This window comes from Streptomyces sp. NPDC055254 (assembly GCF_053606025.1).
Genome location: NZ_JBSGQV010000052.1, coordinates 15,405 through 34,433, shown reverse-complemented (window position 1 = coordinate 34,433; position 19,029 = coordinate 15,405). Strand labels below are relative to the sequence as shown.

Below are 19,029 nucleotides of genomic sequence, written 5' to 3'. Positions count from 1 at the left end.
CCGCCCTCCACGAGGTACGCCGTGGTGGTCTTGCCGGAGGTGCCGGTGATGCCGATCTGGAGCAGGCCCTCGCCGGGCCGGCCGTAGATCGTGGCCGGCGCCCGCCGCGAGCGCGGTGCCGGCGCCGGTCACGGCCCAGGTGGTGCCGTCGGAGCCGGTGGAGGCCAGGGCGCCGCCGTTCGCAGTGACGCTGTTGCCGCCGCTCGTGCCGGAGCCCGTACCGGTTCCGGTACCGGTACCGGTGGTGACGATCTGCTGGGTCCCGGCTCCGCTGCCGGTGCCCGTACCGGTCTCCGTCTTGGTCCCGGGGTTCGGCTTGCCCGCCTCCTCCGCGGCCTTCTTGTCCTTCTCCCGAGCGTCGTGCTGGCCCGTCTTCAGGAAGGCGACGCGGTCGTCCGCGGTGCCCCGCAGGGCCGCGTTGCCGGCCTTGGCGACCTCGGGGCCGCCCTCCTTGACGATCTTGGCGATGCGGAGCCGGTTGTCCTCGTCGCGCAGCTCGTACTGGGTCACCTCCAGGAAGTGACGCAGCTCGGCCGGGGTCGGGCTGCCGCCGAGCAGCTTGCTGATCGCCGCGGAAAGGACCGGACCGTCCTCGGCCTCGTCGATCCGGGACAGCTCGACCCGGTCGTCCGAGGCGCGCGCCTCGTACTGGCCCGTCTTCAGGAAGGCGGTGCGGTCGGCCGGGGTGCCCTTGAGGGCGGCCTTGCCGGCCTCCCGGACCGCCGGGCCGCCGGCGCCGATGAGGCGAGAGACACGGACCTGGTTGTCCTCGTCACGCAGCTGGAACTGGGTCACTTCCAGGAAACGGCGCATCTCGGGGCCCGTTGCGCCCCGGGTCAGCAGCCCCTCGGCGACGTCGCCGGTGACCCAGCCCTTCTCGGCCTCCGCGATACGGGCGAGCTCGATGCGGTCGTCCTCGGCCCGGGCCAGGTGCTGGCCGGTCTCCAGGAAGGCGCGCATCGCGGCGGCGCCGCCGTCGATGGCCTTGGAGCCGCGCTCACGCACGACGGAACCCGGCGCCGCCGCGGCCATGAGGCGCAGGATGTCCTTGCGGTCGCGTTCGGCCTGCTTGCCGTCGTCGGCGGGCTGTTCGGCCGGCTTGCCCGCCGACGGGTCGGAGGAGTTCTCGGTCGGGCTCCGGTCGGGAGCCGTCGGCGACGCGGGGGTGCCGGGTGCCGGCGCCCGGTCGGCGGCGAAGGCCGGTGAGGCGAGCAGAACGGCTGGAGCGATGGCGGCGGCGGTGACCGCGGCGGCGATCCGGGACAACTTCACAGGCGATTCCCCCACAAGCTGATGATCATGATCTTGGCCCACCCTAGAGCGGTCTCTCCTCATGATCCACGGCATTACCGCGGAGTACGAAACTCCGCTGCCGCGCGGCCGGAAGCCGCCCCCTCGGGCCCTCAGCGCGGCCGGGGAGCCGCCCCGGGGCCTCAGCGCGGCCGGTACACCGTGAGGGCGTCGGGCAGCTCGTCCAGCACCAGCCCGGCCGGGGCCTCGGCGTACTCGCCGTCGTACGCGAAGGGCGTGCCGGGCGGGATGTCGCCGAGGCGCAGGCTGCGCAGCCGGGTGGCCGCGTGGACGGGGGAGCGCGTCAGGGGCCCTGCCAGCGCGGCCGCCAGCAAGCGGGGGCCGGGGCGCCCCCCGCCGTAGACGAGCCGGACGTCGAGCAGGCCCTCGCCGAGGCTGTCGCGGCGCCGGGGGGTCGGGCCGGTGCCGTGGTAGGTGCCGTTGCCCGCGAAGAGCAGCCACACGCTCCGGGGGCGGCCGGCGAGACGCAGCCGCACGGGCCGCTGCGACCGCAGCACCCGCCAGGACGCCAGCAGCGCGGCGGGGCCGGCGCCGATGCGCGAGCTCCAGCGGAGCCGGTGGCCGAGCAGTTCCGGGTAGGCGCCGATGCTGAAGTTGTTCAGGAAGTACCCGGGCCCGCCGTCGGGTCCGGGGGTGAAGCGGCCCACGCCGATGTGGACGGCGTGCCCCTCGGCGACGGCTCGGCAGGTGTCCTGGACGCCGGCCAGGCCGAGGTCCAGCGAGAAGTGGTTGAGGGTGCCGCCGGGGAACACCGCCAGCGGTACTCCGGCCCGCAATGCCGCGGTGGCGGCGGCGTTGACCGTGCCGTCGCCGCCGCAGACCCCGAGCACGGTGGCCCGGGAGGCGGCCGCCGCCAGCTCGGCGGCCAGCTCGGCGCCGCCGCACTCGATCAGCTCCGCCTTGGGGAGCCGTTCGCGCAGGAGGGTGAGACCCGCGCTCGCGGCCGTTCCCGAGCCGGTGTTGACCACCACGGTGAGGCCGTCCCCGTCGGGCAGCGCGGGCGCCCCGACGGCCGCCCTCTCGTCGCCCGGCACGACCCGGGCCTGCTTCACGTCCCGCGCGAGGCGTCGTACGACGAACCCGGCGGCCACCCCCAGCGCCGCGCCCGCGAGCACGTCGGAGGGGTAGTGCACCCCGGTGTACACGCGGGAGAACGCCACGGAGGCCGCCACCGGAGCCACCACGGCCCCCCAGCCGGGCGACTCCAGCGCCAGCCCGGCGGTGAAGGCGAAGGCGGAGGCGGAGTGCCCCGACGGGAAGGAGGTGGTCTGCGGCTGCGTCGCCAGTTGCCGCACGGCGGGCACGCCGTGCAGCAGCGGTCGCGGCCGGCGTACGGACCACTTCCCGACCGTGTTGATCGTCGCGGAGGCCAGCGCCAGGGACGCGATGCCCCGCACGGCGGCCTTGCGGGCCCTGACCGATCCGAAGGCGGTGATCGCGGCGGCCGTCGCGCCCCAGAGCAGCCCGTGGTTCGCCGCTCTCCCGAGCCGGGGGAGCACGCGGTCGGCGCCCGGCCAGTGCCGGCGGGCCACCGCGTCGAAGACCTGGCGGTCCCACCGTGCGACCGCGCCTTGCCACATGAGTTCCTGATCAGCCATTTGTCGCCCTTACCCCGCGCACGTATCCGGAATCGGCACTCTGCTCCAGCCGGTCTAGGGCCGGGTGTCCTCCTCGTCCAAGGGGCGCTTGCGGAGCAGCAGGACCACCAGGCCGCCCAGGACCACGAGGCCCACCGCGAGGGAGGCGATGACCGGGGTGGCCGCCGAGCTCCCGCTGGACGCCAGCCGATCCTCCTCCGGGGAGTCCACCGAGGCCAGCCGGGCGGCGTGCGGACCCAGTCCCACCGCAGCGTCCTGGCCGGAGGCCGTGCCCTGCGCCGCGGCCGAGACCGTGCCCCCTTCCGCTCCCGCTTGCGTCACGGGCAGCTCCGGCCAGAGCGCCGAGGCCGTGGCGGCGGCCGCCGACTCGCTGGAACCGGCCACGATCTGCGCCTGCGCCGGCACTCCGCTGGTGAACACGCGCCCGACCGGGACCTTGGTCGCGCCCTGCACGGTGACCGAGGCGACCCCGTCCGGGGTGCCCGCGGGCACCTCGAAGTACAGCCGGCTCCCGTTGACGGCGGTGGTCAGCGGTTTCCCGTCGGCGTCCACCACCCGCACCCCCATCGCCACGGCCGCCGCGTCCGGGACCACCGACACGCTCCGCGCTACGGTCCGCACGGTCACCGGCCCGAGCCGGCTACCCGCCGCCCCCGACACGTCGCCCGGGTCCAGCCGCAGTGAGGCGGGCGGCTCCGGCAGCTGACCGGCCTTGCGCTGGAGGTAGTCGGCGAGCTTCTCCGCCGCCGGGTCGGCGGCCTCCACCCGCGCTCCGTCCGCCAGCCTCCAGATCGCCACCTGGGTCCCGGCCGCCGCGCTCTCGGCGGTGAGCGAGTCGGCTCCCGCCGCCTCGGCCAGTCCGGCCAGGTCGTTCAGCTGCGGATACGAGTGCTCCAGGACCCAGCGGATCCGGCCCGCTTCCCGGTTCCCGGCGAGCGGGCTGCCGCTCCACCCGCTCTCCGTATAGCGGGCTCGGGGCTGCGCGTGGCCCTCGACCCCGACTCCGTACGTCTGGAGCATTCCGCCGCCGTCGACCCGCATCTCGTACAGCCCGGCGGGGATCTGCCGTACCGACCCGTCCCCGGAGTGCAGGACCGCCCGCCCGTACGTCTTCAGTCCGTCCAGCACGGCGCTCGCACCCTCCGGTGCCCGTGATGCCACCGGATCGGAGTCGGCGGCCGCCGACGCTCCGGGCGCGGCGGTGAGGGCCGCGGCCAGGAGGGCCGCCGCCAGCGGGCGCCGCGCGGAGGCACGTACGGCCGTAGGCCCAGGACCGACAGCACCGACAGCACCGAACAGGGCGCCGGGGGCCGGCGCGTCCGCGGCACGAGCAGGCGCATCGACCGACCCGGGTGGGACGGGTGGAACGGACGGGGCCGGCGCGGCCGTGCGAACCGGCGGATCGGCCCGGGGGGCGGAATCAGGAGCGGAGGATGCGGGAACGGCAATCGACACAGTCTTCCCCTTCGGGCCAAAGACCCAGGTGCCCGTGAGTATCGGGGAATCCTAACCGCCTCGAACACTCAGACCACCGTCGCCTTCTGAGTGTCCATCAGCGGCGTGTCCGTCTTGACGACCCGCCGGAACGCCGCGGTTCCGCGGTTCAGGTCGTGTCCGATGGCGGTGGCCTCGATGTCCGCCGAGAACCACCGGTTGCCCTCCCCGTCGGGCGGATCCTCGCGCACGCGCAACCGGCCGTGCACCACGAGCGGTTCGCCGACCGAAACGGACCCGGCGAGGTTCAGCGCGAGCGCCCGCCGCGCCCATACGGTGTAGAAGCTGGGGGCCCCGTCCACCCACGTGTCCTTGCGCCGGTCGAAGTACCGCGGGGTGACTCCGAAGCGGAACCTCGCCGACGGTCCGTGCAGCGTCTCCTTGTAGTCGATCCGGGTGGCCACGTGCCCCACCAGCGTCACCAGGGTGTCGTTCATCCCGGCCGCCCTCCTCACGTTCCGTACCGGTACGGACCCTCCGCACGCGGTACGACCCATGCTGGGGCCGACCGCCCGCCTCCCGCTCCGGCCTGTGGACTACTGGCGGGTTGTGGACAACCGCGTCCCCCCTGCGGCGACGGCCGCGTACTGCTCCCGGACCTCCCGGTAGCGCAGCAGCTCCGCCGCCACCGGCTCCAGCACCCGCGCCCGCCCGCATCCGGCGGCCGCCTGCCGCAGCCGGCGCTCCGCGTCCTGCCCGTACCGGCGTGCCGGGCCCCGGGCGGCGATCGAGCAGGCCCACTCCACCAGCGGCCCGCCGATGATGCCCGCCACCATGAGCAGCACCGGCGGCATCAGCTTCGGTTCCAGAACGCCGACGATCTGCCCGACCAGCCACAGCCCGCCGTAGATCTGCAGCAGGGTCATGGCCGCCTGGGCGAGCACCGCGGCCGGCCACCACGCGGGCCTCGGTGGTTTGGCGGGTGCGGTGCCCGGCGCCGCACCCCCCGAGCCAAGGGTGACGGCCAGGTCGTCCAGGGCCTCCGGGAGACCTTCGGCGCCGCGCACCGCCGTCTCCCGTACCGCTTGGGCCCACGGGTCGGGCAGGCCGGTGACCGCCTCGTCGGCGACCACCCGTACGGCCTGCTCGACCCGCTGACGCGCGGTCACCTCCTCCTCGACCGGGGCTTCCGCGCTCCCCGCACCCCGGCCGCCGATCGCCGCGAGGGCGGCAAGGCCCGACAGCGTGCGCGGGGCGCGCCGCCCCTCGTACCACCGCCACAGCCGCAACCACGGTGTCCCGCACGCCTTCCCGGCGTTGCGCCGCCAGGCCCGCTCGGCCGCGAGCCCGGCCGCGTAGGCCCCGACCGCCTCCGCGAGCCGGTCCTCGAACTCGGCACGCGCCGCCTCTCCGATCTCCGGTCCGGCGTGCCCGTCGGCGACGTACAGCGGCCGCAGGCGCCCGGCGGCGCGGTCGACGTCGGCGGAGATCCGCCGGGTCGCGGCGCCCTTCTCCTGGGTGAACTGGGCCAGGAGTTCGCGCAGTTCGCCGACGCCCTCACCGGTCAGTGCGGACAGCCCCAGCACCGTGGCGCCGGGCTCGCCGTGCTCGCCGAGGGCGATGCCGTCGTCGTCGAGGAGCCGGCGCAGGTCGTCCAGTACGAGGTCGGCGGACTCGCCGGGCAGCCGGTCCACCTGGTTGAGCACCACGAAGGTGATCTCCGCGTGGCCGGCCAGCGGCCGCAGGTAGCGCTCGTGCAGCACCGCGTCCGCGTACTTCTCCGGGTCAACCACCCACACCACCGCGTCGACCAGCGCCAGCACCCGGTCCACGTGGTCGCGGTGCGCGACGACCGCCGAGTCGAGGTCGGGCAGGTCCACGAGGACCATCCCGCGCAGCGCCTCCGACTCCGAGGTCTCGCGGGGGCGGCGGCGCAGCCGGCCGGGGATCTCCAGCCGGTCCAGCAGTCCGGCCGCGCCGTCCGACCAGCTGCACGCGATGGGTGCCGCAGTGGTGGGCCGGCGCAGACCCGTCTCCGAAATCTGTACCCCGGCGAGTGAATTGAAGAGCGTGGACTTGCCGCTTCCGGTGGCTCCGGCGATCGCGACGACCGTGTGCTGGGGTGACAGCCCGCGGCGCGCCGCCGCCTCGTCCAGCACCCGGCCGGCCTCGGCGAGGGTCTTGCCGTCGAGCCGGGTCCGGGAGAGTCCGACCAGTTGGCGCAGCGCGTCCAGACGCAGGCGCAGGGCCCGTCCCTCGGGGCTCAGCGGCGGGGCGGGGACCTTGCCGCCGTCGTTGCCGGCGCCGGAGACGGCCCGTACGAGCGCCTCGTCGTTCTCGTCGCCCCCGTCGCCGTCGCCACCCTGTTCGTGGTCGTGGTCGTGGTCGTAATCGGAGCCCGGGCCGGCGCCACCGGCCCGCCCGCCCGCGGCGCCGGGGCGCGAGCGTGCGATGAATCCGTCGTCCCAGCGGTCGTCGGTCCGGTCGGTCAGGGCAGTCACCGTGTCACCTCTCCTTCTGCAGTACGGACAGCGCGGCAATCAGCTCCGCCTGGGGTTGCGGGGTCACTTCGAACGCCTCCAACGGGGCGAGCCGGCGGTCGCGTTCGGCGCGCAGTACCTGGTCGAGGTGGTCGCCGACCAGCTCCCCGCCCCGGTCGCGCAGCCGCACTGCGGCCTGTACGCCGATCCGTTCGGCGAGCTTCTCCCCGGCGGGGCGGGCCCGCTTGCCTCCGAGGAGGGCGGCGACGAGCAGGGCGGCGACCCCGTCGGGGTCGGGCGCGGGCTGCTTGTCGAGCCGCGCCACCTCCTCCTCGGCCAGTTCCTCCAACACCCGTTGCCAGCGCCGTACGGCCATGCCGATACGTTCCCCCGCCTCCCGGTCGGGCGCGGGCAGCGGCACCGCTCCGGCGGCCGGTTCGCCGCGCCAGGCGACGGCGATCCGCTCGTCGGCGGCGGCGACGGCGCACTGGAGGAGCGCGGTGAGGGATTCGGCGAGGGAGTCGAGCAGTTCGTCGGCGCTCGTGTCGAGCGGGTAGCCGCGCCACCGGGTCAGCGCGTCCCCGGCCAGTACGGCGCCCTGGTCGAGGCGGTTGCGGACCCGCTTGCCCTCCCTCTTGTACGCGTCCTCCACGGCGGTGGTCAGCCGTACGGCGGCGGCGTGCTGGGCGGCGACGGCGGAGGCGAGTTCGGGCATCCGGCGCCCGAGGGAGTCCAGCGCGCCCAGCGCTGTCCGCCCGACGGCGTACTGGCGGGCTGCCGGGTCCTGGGCGTGGTGGGCGAGCCAGGCGAAGAGCGGGGCGACGGCACTGGCCGGCAGCAGCCCGCCCCCGCCCGCCGATTCGGGCAGCTCCGGCACGGTGAACCTCGGTACGTCGCCCAGCCCGGCCCGGGTCAGCAGGGCCCCGTACTGGCGCGACACCTCGGCGAGGACCTGGTGCGGGACCCGGTCGAGGACCGTGACGAGGGTGGCCTTGTACTGCTTGGCGGTGCGCAGGAGGTGCCAGGGGACGGCGTCGGCGTACCGCGAGGCGGTGGTGACCATCACCCAGACGTCGGCGGCGCAGATGAGTTCGGCGGCGAGTGTCCGGTTCTCGACCACGAGGGAGTCGATGTCGGGGGCGTCGAGGATGGCGAGGCCGCGCGGCAGGCTGGACACGGTCTCGATCCGCATCTCGCGCGTCGCGTGGCTGTCGGCGGCAGTTGCGCCCCGGCCGCGGGAACCGGCGCCGCCCCGGATTCCGCCCCTGGTTCCGCTTCTGGCACCGGGGTCCCGGGGCCGGGATCCGGCTCCGCCGAACGTCTCCTCCTCTCCGTGCGGTACCCACACCCGCATGAGATCGGGCAGTACCCGCATCCCGGCGAACCAGTGGTGGTCGTCCGGATGGCAGACGAGCACCGGCGTGCGCGTGGTCGGGCGCAGCACCCCGGCTTCGCTGACCTGCCGGCCGACGAGGGAGTTGACGAGGGTGGACTTACCGGCCCCGGTGGACCCGCCGACGACGGCGAGCATCGGCGCCTCGGGCGCCTTCAGCCGGGGTACGAGGTAGTCGTCGAGCTGTGCGAGCAACTCGGCTCTGGTCTGGCGGGCGCGCGGAGCGCCGGGCAGGGGCAGCGGCAGACGCACGGACGCGACCCGGTCGCGCAGGGCGGACAGGGCATCGAGCAGCTGAGGCCGTACATCCAAGGTCACCACATGCGAAGAATGCCCAATTTAGGACCATTTTTGAAGCTTATACGCCCTCTGCGCGCCGATGGCGACTCCACTGGGACATTCTGGACACAGCGGACGAGTGGGGCGCAGGCATAACGAGTGCACAACACCAGGCGCGACGCGGCGCAAAAGCGGTGCGAGAATCGCACCTGCCTGCGATTATCGGGACCGCTTCACCGAACCTCCACATCGTGGCACGCGAGTGAAGCAACCGGGACAAGGCGGCTGGAGCCCTATCCTTGACCTGGCACGGACCGCAGTCCCACCCCCACCAGGGGCTCCAGGCCCACCACGGCCACCTTCCGGCCCCCGTAGCTCAGTGGATAGAGCAGGTGCCTTCTAAGCACTTGGCCGCAGGTTCGAGTCCTGCCGGGGGCACCATGGGTCCACCCTTCGAAGCCCTCCCGCCGCGGAGGGCTTTCTTGCAGGTCAGCGGCACTTTAGCGCAGTCTCGGTAGCGCCGCCGTAAGCCTTGCGGTCCGCGCCGGCGGGCTCGGCCGATTCCTCCGCGAAGGGCTTGGCGGCGGCCGGCGACCCGGGCGGACGGGGTGGCCGCGCGCCTCCGATCGGGCCCGCGCCGACCCCTCGGTGACACGTACTCATGTTCGCCCCCGCCCGGTTCCGCGACCTTTGCTCCAGACGCGCCGGAGGTACGGTCCCCGCGGCGACGATGGCGGCGCCGGGACCGCAATCGGGCGATCCGGGACGGCAAGATCAAACTGCCGCCGGGCAGTGAGCGGGAGCTCAGCCCGTACCCGTACCTGCTGGCGATCGTCGACGAGCTCGCGGATCTGATGATGGTGGCTCCGCGCGACGTGGAGGACTCCATCGTGCGGATCACGCAGCTGGCGCGCGCGGCCGGTATCCACCTGGTGCTGGCGACCCAACGGCCCTCGGTGGACGTGGTGACCGGCCTGATCAAGGCGAACGTGCCCTCGCGGCTCGCGTTCGCCACCTCCTCCCTCGCCGACAGCCGGGTCATCCTGGACCAGCCCGGCGCCGAGAAGCTGATCGGCAAGGGCGACGGGCTGTTCCTGCCGATGGGCGCGAACAAGCCCGTCCGGTTGCAGGGCGCCTTCGTCACCGACGGCGAGATCGCCGGCATCGTGCAGCACTGCAAGGACCAGATCCCAAACCGGGACTGACCCTCGTGGCGCCGAACGGCCGGGTCACGAGGTGGAGCTGGGCGTCGAGGCGGGGGCCGGGGTGGAAGTCGGGGTGGAGGTCGGGACGGAGGTCGGGGTGGAGGTCGGGACGGAGGTCGGGATGATGTCCAGGGTGCGCACCGCTTGGTAATAGATCCACGCAGTGCCGTCGCAAGAAGTCTTCCTCGCCCCTGTGTACCGGGCGCAGACGCGCCGGAGGTCCGCGTGGAAGGCGTCGTCCAGCTGGGCCTTGCGGGCGGAGAAGGAACCGGCCGCCCTGTGGTTGCGGTAGCCGAAGTCGTGGCGGGCGCAGGCCGGCTGGAAGGGGAAGCCGAAGGGGTTGTCCGGCGAGGAAGTGCAGTAGTCGGTGCTCCAGTCGAAGCCGTACGCCGCCCAGGCGCTCTGGTTCCCGCGTGCGGTGATCCAGGCGTTGTAGCTGGTGGCATGGGTCCGTGTCCAACTGCTCAGGATCTGCGGTTTGTCGGCCGGTACCGACCCCGCCGGTGGGGCGTGGGCGTGGTGGCCGCCCCGGGGGGGGGGGGGGGCGGGGGCGGGGGGGCGGGGGGGGGGGGGGGGGCGGGGGTGGGGGGGGGGGGGGGGGGGCTGGGGGTCCTCCGGGGCGTCCAGACCGTGCGGTACGGGGTGCGCGGCGCCGCTCCGACCAACTCCTGGTCCGGGATCGGGTGGTGGATGGTGGGCGGCGGGTGACGGCTGTCGGTGGCGGTGTCGGCTCTCCCGACCTAACGGATCGGGCCCGGCCGGATTCCACCTGCCGGCGGGACCCGAAGGAATTTCACTCGTGAGGCCCTGCCACCTGGGCGTACGTTCGGGCCGCGTTGCCTGCCTTCGGTCCCGTGTTCGGTGGAGGTATCAGTTCCCTGGGGCTGTCCGGGACCCAGGTATGAGGCGGTGGGGGCCGGTGTAGGACCTTCGGCAGAGAGATAGTTGCTACCGGGGAGGGACGCGCGAGAGGGGAAGGCCAGCCGAGACTGGAAGGCATGAACAGCCGTCCGCTCGTCATCGCCGCCGCCACTCTGGGAATCCTCGCCACCTCTGCCTTCGCCCTGCCCAACCTGCCGCCCAACCCTGTGACGGACACGGTCAACGACCGTGTCTTCAAGGAGAAGGGCAAGCGCTTCGCGACCGTCGCGGACGTACGCGCCCACACCCACGCGAAGGGGAATCCGGGCTTCGCCCTGCCGTCCTGGATACCCCGGGACGCCACGGACGTCCGCATACACGTACGCACCACCGGCAAGGCCAGGCTGATCCGGTTCACCCTCGGAGAGACCCCGCTGGACGGCCCGCAGTGTCCGGCGGGGACACCGAAGCGCGTGGGCGGCCCCGGGTTGAACACCCGGTGGTGGCCTGCCGACCTACGGGCCGAGGAGCGGCCCGAGTGCCGGGACGCCCACCAGTACCAGGTCGCGGTGCGCGGCAAGCGGGTCTACGCCTGGACCGACGGCACTCCGTCACCGGGGAGGGCCGTGCGTGACGCGGTCGCGGGGTAGACAGGTGGCCAAGGCGCCGCCCTGGTACCGGTCAGGCTGGGACTGGGGGTTGGGGCGGGGCGGAAGCCCCCGGCGCGGTGGGCACGGGGCCGGGTCGAAGCGGCGGTCACCGGGCGGGTGGCGGCGGGTCACCGGGCGGGGCGGGACCGGTGCCTTCGGCGGGGGCAGAGTGGAGACCGCCGGAGCGCGGTGGGCACGGGAACGGCCTGATCCGTGGTCACCGGCCCGGCCGGTGCGGAGTTCGCCGCCGGGGTCGAAGCGGCGGGTCACCGGGCGGGGCGGGCCGGTGCCTCGGGGTCGGGCCGGAGCGGCGGTCATCGGTCGGGCGCGGACCGGTGCCCGGGGTCGGCCAGCACCGGACCGACCGGCCGGGCGCCTCGTTTACGCTCGTCCGGTGATCCAGCACGTGAACGTACTCGGGGCCCTTCCCCCGCCGGTCGAGGACCGCTCCTCGACCAGCGCTGCCGTCACGGTGTGGTCCCTGGACACCACGCTGGACGTGGTCGGCGGGCTGCCGGTCGGCGAGGCGGCGGCGGTGCTGGACGCCGCGGAACAGGAGCGGGCCGCGCGGCTGGTGCGGCCGGGCGACCGGCACCGCTACATCGCCTCCCATGTGGGACTTCGGGTCCTGCTCGGGAACCATCTCGGGCTGGCCCCCGAGCGGGTCGGCCTGGTCCGGGAGGAGTGCCACTGCGGTCGAGGCGCCCACGGGCGGCCCGCCGTCGCCGGCGGCGGGGTGCATTTCTCGCTCTCGCACAGCGGGGACCTGGCGTACGTCGCCCTCGCCGGGGTGCCGGTCGGCGTCGACGTGGAGCGGCTTCCGAGTGCGGGCTCGGTTGCCGACGTGCTGACCTCGCTGCATCCGGCGGAGGCGGACGAGCTGAGCGCCCTGCCCGAGGCGGACCTCCCCGCCGCCTTCGCCCGCGTCTGGGCCCGCAAGGAGGCCTGCCTCAAGGCGAGCGGTACCGGGCTGGCCCTCGGCCTGGTCGAGCCGTACGTCGGAGCGGCCGCCGACCCGGCGTCCGTGCCGGGGTGGACCCTGTGCGACCTACCGGCCCCCGCCGGTTACGCGGCCGCGCTCGCCGTGCGCTCAGGGGTACAGGCGTAAGGAGCCCGTTCGGGGACCGGGCGGCCGCGTCCGGACCGCCCGGCGCGTTCGGCGGCCGCGGGCGTCGGACAGGCGCACCCGACGCGCCCGCCGAGCCGTCCGCGAGCGCCCACGCCCACGGGTCGGGCGCCAGGTACCGCATCTGCACGACCGCCGTGTACGCGGCCACGGCCGCGCACATCGTGCCTCGTTCGCGCGCGCCCTCTATGGTGACCGCCATGGACATCCGCCGAGCCGGTACCGTCGCCGAACTCTCCGCCGCCGAATCCCTCTTCGACGGTCCCGCCCGCCCGGACTGGTCCGAGCGGTTCCTCGCGTCCCCGGGGCACCTCATGCTGATCGCCTACGTCGACGGCGTCCCCGCCGGGATGGTCTCCGGCGTCGAGATGACCCACCCCGACAAGGGCACGGAGATGTGCCTGTACGAGCTCTCCGTGGACGAGGGCTACCGGCGCCGGGGCATCGGCCGCGCCCTGACCCTGGCCCTCGCCGACGAGGCCGGGGCGCGCGGCTGTTACGGCATGTGGGTGGGGGTCGACACCGACAACGAGGCCGCACTGGCCACCTACGCCTCCGCCGGCGCCCGCGACGAGGGCGTGTTCGCGATGCGCGGATGGCCCGTGAGCTCGTAGGCCTCGCACGCAGCCGGTGGGCTTTCGCGTGGACACCGTCGGGCTCGCGTGCGCCTCGCCCCGCAGGTCTCCGGGCGCGTCGTGCGTAGCTCTCGCGGCGGCGTGTCGTGCGCCCACTCGGCGCACCCTCCGCGCGCCCGTGGCACCGCTCGCCGAGCATCGCCGCATGACCGCATACACGCCCCCCTCACCCCCCACGCCTCCTCCCGTGTCGCCCCCACCCCCCACGCCCCCCGCGTCCCGCTCCGCGCTCGGGGCACTCACCGCGCTGCTGCCGGCCGCCGCCCTCCTCGCGGCGGCCGGGACCGCTCCCGCCGCGACCGCCGCCACCGTCGCCGAAGCCCGCACCGCCCCCTACGTCGTCGTCCTCAAGGACACCGCCACCCGCGCCCCCGCGCGGGAATTGGCCGCCGAGGCGGCGGACTCCGGTGACCGGGTCGGCGCCGTCTTCGACACCGCCCTGAACGGCTTCGCCGTCCGTACCACCGCCGCCCGCGCCGCCGCGCTCGCCGCCGACCCGCGGGTGTCCTCCGTGGAGCCGGACGCGCGGTTCCGCGTCAGCGACACGCAGCCGCAGGCGCCCTGGCCGCTGGACCGGATCGACCAGCGGGAGCTGCCGCTCGACGGTTCGTACGCGTACGCCCGGAAGGCCGAGGGCGTCACCGTCTACGTCGTGGACACCGGCATCAACACCCGCCACCGGGAGTTCGGCGGCCGCGCCCGGAGCGGCTACACCGCGCTGTGGATGGAGGGGTCCCGCGACTGCAACGGCCACGGCACGCACGTCGCCGCGTCCGTGGGCGGGGCGACCTACGGGGTCGCGAAGGGGGTTTCGCTCGTCGCCGTGAAGGTCGCCGACTGCCGCGGGGACGGTAGTCTTTCGGCCATTCTGCGCGGCCTCGAATGGATGCTGAAGGACCACTCCGCCGCCCCGGCCGTCCCGGCGGTGGCGAACATGAGCATGGGCGGGACCCCCAGCGCCGCCCTGGACGCGGCGGTGACGCGTGCGGTCGCCTCCGGCATCACCTTCGTCGCGGCCGCCGGCAACGACGGCCGCGACGCCTGCGCCGGATCCCCGGCCCGTGTCCCCTCGGCCGTCACCGTCGGTGCGACGGATGCCGCGGACCGGCGGGCGGACTTCTCCAACTACGGCCGCTGCGTGGACCTTTCCGCACCGGGCGTGGCGGTCGTCTCCGCCTGGAAGGGTTCCACGACCGCGCTGGCCCGGTCCTCCGGCACCTCCATGGCGGCCCCGCACGCGGCGGGCGTCGCGGCGCTGGTGCTGGCGGGCGGCGTCGCGACCACTCCCGCGCAGGTGTCCGAGGCGCTGGTGCGGGGCGCCCTGTCGGACCGGATCACCGGGCTCCCGGCCGGTACGCCGAACCTGCTCCTGCACGCCCCGACCGACCGCTGACGCCGCCGGGCCGGCCCCCGCCCCGGCCCGCCGCCCCCGGGGACCCCCGCGCCACGACCCGCCACGACCTGCCCCGCCCCGCCCCCGCGCCACGACGCGCACCCGCCCCGCGCCGGGCCCCCGTACCCACCCCGTAGGACGCCCCGCGCCAGGCTTCCGCACCAGGCCCCCGCACCAGGCCCCGTCCTCACCCCGTACGACGCCCCGCACGACGCCCCGTACCCGCCCCGTCGGCCCCCCGACCCGTCCGCCCCGCCCCACCCGTCCCGCACACCACGCCGCAGCCCGCACCGCCCCCGGCCGGAACCGGCCCCTCCACCGGACCCGGCCTGATGGGACATCAATGTCTGTGTGCTTCGGGCGAAAGCAAGCCATTGACTTCTCATCACCGCGACGCGTCAATATCGGCCACCGCACCGGCTCGACCTCCCCCACACAGCGGGTGGGGGGAGGGTTCGTCATGACGAAGGAGTCGCGACCCAGTGAGTACGAAAACGCTCGGACGAAGAGTGCTGGCCGGGGCGGGAGCCCTCTCCCTGGCCCTGACGGGTGGCGTGTTGGGCCTGTCGGGGGCCGCGCAGGCCGCGACCAAGACCACGCCGGTCCACGTGAAGTGCGACGCCCCGGCTCCCCAGCCGGACGCCGAGGGCAACCAGGACTACACGATCACCCTCCCGGACGGTGCGAAGGCCGGGGACACCGTGCCGATCTCCATCGACCCGGGCCTGACCCCGATCGTGCCGATGTTCACGATCGAGACCGTCAACACGACCAAGGCCAAGCTGCTCGTCGACGGCGTCCCCCAGACCGTCACCAGCCCGGCCGTGCCGAGCCAGCAGAAGGCGGGCGAGAAGGCCGACCCGCCGAAGTTCGACGGGACGGTCAAGATCCCGGACGGCACCGAAGGCCGGACCGTCCACATCACGATCGACCAGGTGATCACGGATGCCGACATCGGCGGCACCGTCTACACCACGACCTGTACGCCGGACCCGCGCCCGAGCGGCTCCGTCGGATCGGTCGCCGTCGAGGCCCTGCCCAAGGACCCGGTCACCACCAAGCTCGCGCCCAACAGCGGCAAGGCGGGCACGAAGGTCACCGTCACCGGCGCGAATTTCCCGGCCGGTCCGGTCACCTGCTCCGCGCTCCTCGCGGGCGCCCCGACCGGCAACTCCGGCACCGGCTCGGCGACCGCCGCGGGCGTGGCGACCTGTGAGGTCACCGTCGACAAGAAGGCCGACCAGATCAGGATCGACGGCTCCGTCCTGCCCTACAAGGACTTCGTCTGGATCGAGGACCAGCCGGGCGTGCAGAACCCGATCGACGTCGACGTGCTCCCCGGTGCGCTGGCCATCGGCCCGCAGGCCGGCAACCCGGCGGTCAACTTCGGCAAGGTGACCATCAACGGCAAGCCGCAGTCGGTCGTCGGCCAGTTCACCGCCATGTCCGTCCAGGACTTCCGCGGCGGCACCCTCGGCTGGGACGTCACGGCGACCCGTACGCCGTTCCTGAACGAGACCACCGGACACACGATGGCCAAGGCGCAGATCGGGATCCAGCCGACCTGCACCGTGACCAACGCGGACAGCCCCAGCACCTGCACCACCGGTGCGCCCGGCGCGATCTCCGCCACCCCCATGAAGGTCGCCTCGCAGGCGGCCGGCGGGGAGGAACTGACCGGCGGTGAGTTCGCGGTCGGCGGCGCGGGGATGATCCAGCTTCCGCCGTTCATGTTCGCCGACAGCTACCGGTCGGTGGTCACCTTCTCCATCGCCTGACCCGCCCGACCCGTACGGCACCTCCGGCCCAGTATCACCCGTACGGCACCACCCGCACAGCACCGCTCCGTCCCGGGTGGTGCGGCGCCCCGGCGCCGCACCACCCTTCGCCGTCCGCCCCGACTGGAGACCCGCCCATGCGTACCCGCACCCACGCGCCCCGCTCCCGTCGCCGCGCCCCCCGCGCCCGCGCCCCCCGCTCCGGGCTGCTGGTCGACCGCGCCGCACTGCCCTGGCTGCGCGGGCTGCCCTGGCTGCTCGGGCTGCTCGGGCTGCTGCTCGCCGGCGCCGGGCCCGCGCGGGCGGCGGACAACGGCACCTGGGGGGTCTTCCCGACGCCGCCGGCCGGTGCGGCGATGAGTGACCGCGCGTACTTCTTCCACCAGGGCGCGGCCGGTACCACCGTCGACGACAGCGTGACGATCCTGAACTCCTCGGACACCGAGTTGACGTTCCAGGTCTTCGCGACCGATGCCGTGAACACCCCGTCCGGCGGCGCCTTCGCTCTGCTGCCGGTGGAGACCGAGCCCCAGGACGTCGGCGCCTGGATCGCGCTGCCGCCGGAGACCGCGTCCACGGTCACCGTGCCGGCCAAGGGCCGCAAGGACGTGCCGTTCACCGTGAAGGTGCCGGCGGACGCGACGCCCGGCGACCACGTCGGCGGGATCGTCGCCCTCAACACCGCCGTGGAGGGGGTCCAGCAGGAGGGCAAGGTCAAGGTCGGGGTGAAGCGCTCGGTGGGCGCCCGGCTGTACTTCCGCGTACCGGGGCCCGTCACCCCGGGGCTGAGCGTGGAGGACGTCCGGGTGAACCGGTCGGCCCCGCTGCTGCCGTGGGTCGGGGAGGCCCGCGCCACGCTCTCGTACACGCTGGTGAACCGGGGCAACGTGGCCGTCGAGCCCCGGGTGGCGTTCTCCGCCGAAGGCCTCTTCGGTCGCGCGGTGCTGGACCGCCCGGCGCGCGAGTCGAAGCCGGTGCTGTTGCCGGGCCAGCGCGTCGAGCTGACCGAACCGTGGCTGGACGCTCCGCAGTTGGACTGGGTCGATGTCGAGGTCGTGGCCGGGGCCGCCGCGCACCCGGACCTGCGCTCGGCGTCGGGGACCGGCTTCCTCGCCGTCCCGTGGCCTGCGGCGGGAGCCGTCCTGGTCCTGGCGGGCGCGGGTCTGGCGCTCCGGGCCGTACGCCGCCGGCGCCGCTCCCGCGACACGGGCCTGCCGGAGCCGCAGCCGTACCTGGCCGCGACCCGCTGACCGCGGGGAGGACAGCGGGCACCCCCGGCCGGCGCGGGGTGGCCGGGGGTCCGCGGTCGGCGCGCCGCGGCCCGTGCGTGCGGCCCGTACGTGCGGCCCGTACGCCGTGGGCCCGACGGGCCGCCGGCCGGTGTCAGTGGTTGCGCGGGAAGCCGAGGTCCACGCCCGCCGGAGCGTCCGAGGGGTCCGGCCAGCGGGTGGTGACGACCTTGCCGCGCGTGTAGAAGTGGATGCCGTCGTTGCCGTAGACGTGGTGGTCACCGAAGAGCGAGTCCTTCCAGCCACCGAAGGAGTGGTAGCCCACCGGCACCGGGATCGGCACGTTGACGCCGACCATGCCGGCCTCGATCTCCAGCTGGAAGCGGCGGGCGGCGCCGCCGTCACGGGTGAAGATCGCGGTGCCGTTGCCGAACGGCGAGGCGTTGATGAGCGCCACGCCCTCCTCGTAGGTCTCGGTGCGCAGGACGCACAGCACCGGCCCGAAGATCTCGTCGCGGTAGGCGTCGGAGTCGGTCTTCACGTGGTCGAGCAGGGACAGGCCGATCCAGTGGCCTTCCTCGTTGCCCTCGACCGTGTAGCCGGTGCCGTCCAGGACCACGTCGGCGCCCTGGGCGGCCGCGCCCTTCACGTACGAGGCGACCTTGTCGCGGTGGGCGGCCGTGATCAGCGGGCCCATCTCGGAGGTGGGGTCGTTGCCGGGGCCGACCTTGATCTTCTCGGCGCGCTCGCGGATCTTCTCGACGAGGGTGTCGGCGATCGAGCCGACGGCCACGACGGCGGAGATCGCCATGCAGCGCTCGCCGGCCGAACCGTAGGCGGCCGAGACGGCCGCGTCGGCGGCGGCGTCCAGGTCGGCGTCGGGCAGCACGAGCATGTGGTTCTTGGCTCCGCCCAGCGCCTGCACCCGCTTGCCGTTGGCGGAGGCCGTGGTGTGGATGTGGCGGGCGATCGGGGTGGAGCCCACGAAGGAGACGGCCGCGACGTCGGGGTGGGCGAGCAGCGCGTCGACCGCGACCTTGTCGCCGTGGACGACGTTCAGCACGCCCGCCGGCAGACCGGCCTCGGTCATGAGCTCGGCCAGCTTGTTGGCGGCCGAGGGGTCCTTCTCGCTGGGCTTGAGGATGAAGGTGTTCCCGCAGGCCACGGCCAGCGGGAACATCCACATCGGGACCATCGCCGGGAAGTTGAAGGGGGTGATGCCCGCGACCACGCCCAGCGGCTGGCGGATGGAGGAGACGTCGACCCGGCTGGAGACGGAGGTCGACAGCTCGCCCTTGAGCTGCGTGGTGATCCCGCAGGCCAGCTCGACGATCTCCAGGCCGCGTGCGACCTCGCCCAGCGCGTCCGAGTGGACCTTGCCGTGCTCGGCGGTGATCAGCTCGGCGATGGCGTCGCGGTTGGCGTCCAGCAGGGCGCGGTAGGCGAACAGCACCTTGGTGCGGGCGGCCAGCGAGGACTGGCCCCAGGACAGGAACGCCTCACGGGCGACCCGTACCGCCGCGTCGACCTCCTCGGCCGACGCCAGGGCGACCCGGGTGGTGACCTCGCCGGTGGCCGGGTCGGTGACCGGGCCGTAGTTGCCCGACGCGCCCTCGACGGTCGTGCCACCGATCCAGTGGTTGACGGTCTTCATGCC

General features: G+C 74.3%; 12 protein-coding genes, 1 tRNA gene and 3 pseudogenes. 8 read left to right on the top strand and 8 right to left on the bottom strand.

Going from position 1 to position 19,029, the window contains the following annotated elements:
- Positions 1 to 366: 366 nt before the first annotated feature.
- The 6 genes and pseudogenes from ACWFQ8_RS31025 to ACWFQ8_RS31000 form a co-directional block, all read right to left on the bottom strand.
- A pseudogene (locus ACWFQ8_RS31025) lies at positions 367 to 1,335 on the bottom strand (ALF repeat-containing protein); the annotation flags it as partial.
- 98 nt (positions 1,336 to 1,433) lie between these two features.
- The gene (locus tag ACWFQ8_RS31020) at positions 1,434 to 2,909 is read right to left on the bottom strand and encodes a phosphatase PAP2 family protein (protein ID WP_453789613.1); all 1,476 of its coding nucleotides are present in this window, start codon (positions 2,907 to 2,909) and stop codon (positions 1,434 to 1,436) included.
- A gap of 54 nt (positions 2,910 to 2,963) precedes the next feature.
- The gene (locus ACWFQ8_RS31015; protein ID WP_453789612.1) at positions 2,964 to 4,037 is read right to left on the bottom strand and encodes a thioester domain-containing protein; all 1,074 of its coding nucleotides are present in this window, start codon (positions 4,035 to 4,037) and stop codon (positions 2,964 to 2,966) included.
- Between the two features lie 395 nt (positions 4,038 to 4,432).
- A complete protein-coding gene (locus ACWFQ8_RS31010; RefSeq protein WP_453789611.1) occupies positions 4,433 to 4,840 on the bottom strand; it encodes a single-stranded DNA-binding protein in 408 nt (135 codons plus the stop codon).
- Positions 4,841 to 4,939: 99 nt separating this feature from the next.
- Complete coding sequence (locus ACWFQ8_RS31005; RefSeq protein ID WP_453789610.1) at positions 4,940 to 6,844, bottom strand: GTPase; 1,905 nt, start codon at positions 6,842 to 6,844, stop codon at positions 4,940 to 4,942.
- Positions 6,845 to 6,848: 4 nt separating this feature from the next.
- Positions 6,849 to 8,528 (bottom strand): ATP-binding protein, encoded by a 1,680-nt coding sequence (locus ACWFQ8_RS31000; RefSeq protein ID WP_453789616.1) that lies wholly within the window; start codon positions 8,526 to 8,528, stop codon positions 6,849 to 6,851.
- Between the two features lie 332 nt (positions 8,529 to 8,860).
- Between ACWFQ8_RS31000 and ACWFQ8_RS30995 the strand changes: the two genes are divergently transcribed.
- Positions 8,861 to 8,936 (top strand) — tRNA-Arg (locus ACWFQ8_RS30995).
- 302 nt (positions 8,937 to 9,238) lie between these two features.
- A pseudogene (locus ACWFQ8_RS30990) lies at positions 9,239 to 9,685 on the top strand (FtsK/SpoIIIE domain-containing protein); the annotation flags it as partial.
- Positions 9,686 to 9,724: 39 nt separating this feature from the next.
- On the opposite strand, the pseudogene ACWFQ8_RS30985 reads toward ACWFQ8_RS30990, so the two are convergent.
- Positions 9,725 to 10,195 (bottom strand): annotated as a pseudogene (locus ACWFQ8_RS30985) (phospholipase A2); the annotation flags it as partial.
- A gap of 503 nt (positions 10,196 to 10,698) precedes the next feature.
- Here ACWFQ8_RS30985 and ACWFQ8_RS30980 point away from each other — a divergent pair.
- The 6 genes from ACWFQ8_RS30980 (at position 10,699) to ACWFQ8_RS30955 (ending at position 17,393) form a co-directional block, all read left to right on the top strand.
- Positions 10,699 to 11,211: a hypothetical protein gene (locus tag ACWFQ8_RS30980; RefSeq protein ID WP_453789609.1), complete on the top strand. Its 513-nt coding sequence runs from the start codon at positions 10,699 to 10,701 to the stop codon at positions 11,209 to 11,211.
- A 394-nt stretch (positions 11,212 to 11,605) separates the two neighbouring features.
- Complete coding sequence (locus tag ACWFQ8_RS30975; RefSeq protein WP_453789608.1) at positions 11,606 to 12,319, top strand: 4'-phosphopantetheinyl transferase family protein; 714 nt, start codon at positions 11,606 to 11,608, stop codon at positions 12,317 to 12,319.
- A 218-nt stretch (positions 12,320 to 12,537) separates the two neighbouring features.
- Complete coding sequence (locus ACWFQ8_RS30970; protein WP_453789607.1) at positions 12,538 to 12,951, top strand: N-acetyltransferase family protein; 414 nt, start codon at positions 12,538 to 12,540, stop codon at positions 12,949 to 12,951.
- A 208-nt stretch (positions 12,952 to 13,159) separates the two neighbouring features.
- On the top strand, positions 13,160 to 14,365 hold the full coding sequence (locus tag ACWFQ8_RS30965; protein WP_453789606.1) for a S8 family peptidase: 1,206 nt from the start codon (positions 13,160 to 13,162) through the stop codon (positions 14,363 to 14,365).
- A 482-nt stretch (positions 14,366 to 14,847) separates the two neighbouring features.
- The gene (locus tag ACWFQ8_RS30960) at positions 14,848 to 16,143 is read left to right on the top strand and encodes a hypothetical protein (protein ID WP_453789605.1); all 1,296 of its coding nucleotides are present in this window, start codon (positions 14,848 to 14,850) and stop codon (positions 16,141 to 16,143) included.
- Positions 16,144 to 16,280: 137 nt separating this feature from the next.
- On the top strand, positions 16,281 to 17,393 hold the full coding sequence (locus tag ACWFQ8_RS30955; protein ID WP_453789604.1) for a WxL protein peptidoglycan domain-containing protein: 1,113 nt from the start codon (positions 16,281 to 16,283) through the stop codon (positions 17,391 to 17,393).
- Positions 17,394 to 17,526: 133 nt separating this feature from the next.
- Here ACWFQ8_RS30955 and ACWFQ8_RS30950 read toward each other — a convergent pair whose 3' ends face one another.
- Positions 17,527 to 19,026, bottom strand: coding sequence for a CoA-acylating methylmalonate-semialdehyde dehydrogenase (locus ACWFQ8_RS30950; protein WP_453789603.1), 1,500 nt, complete (start codon positions 19,024 to 19,026; stop codon positions 17,527 to 17,529).
- Positions 19,027 to 19,029 lie beyond the last annotated feature (3 nt).

Excerpts from the sequence above, each read along its gene's own strand:
- ACWFQ8_RS31020 (WP_453789613.1), bottom strand. The coding sequence starts at position 2,909 with ATGGCTGATCAGGAACTCATGTGGCAAGGCGCGGTCGCACGGTGGGAC.
- ACWFQ8_RS31010 (WP_453789611.1), bottom strand. The coding sequence starts at position 4,840 with ATGAACGACACCCTGGTGACGCTGGTGGGGCACGTGGCCACCCGGATC.
- ACWFQ8_RS30980 (WP_453789609.1), top strand. The coding sequence starts at position 10,699 with ATGAACAGCCGTCCGCTCGTCATCGCCGCCGCCACTCTGGGAATCCTC.
- ACWFQ8_RS30970 (WP_453789607.1), top strand. The coding sequence starts at position 12,538 with ATGGACATCCGCCGAGCCGGTACCGTCGCCGAACTCTCCGCCGCCGAA.
- ACWFQ8_RS30955 (WP_453789604.1), top strand. The coding sequence starts at position 16,281 with ATGCGTACCCGCACCCACGCGCCCCGCTCCCGTCGCCGCGCCCCCCGC.
- ACWFQ8_RS30950 (WP_453789603.1), bottom strand. The coding sequence starts at position 19,026 with ATGAAGACCGTCAACCACTGGATCGGTGGCACGACCGTCGAGGGCGCG.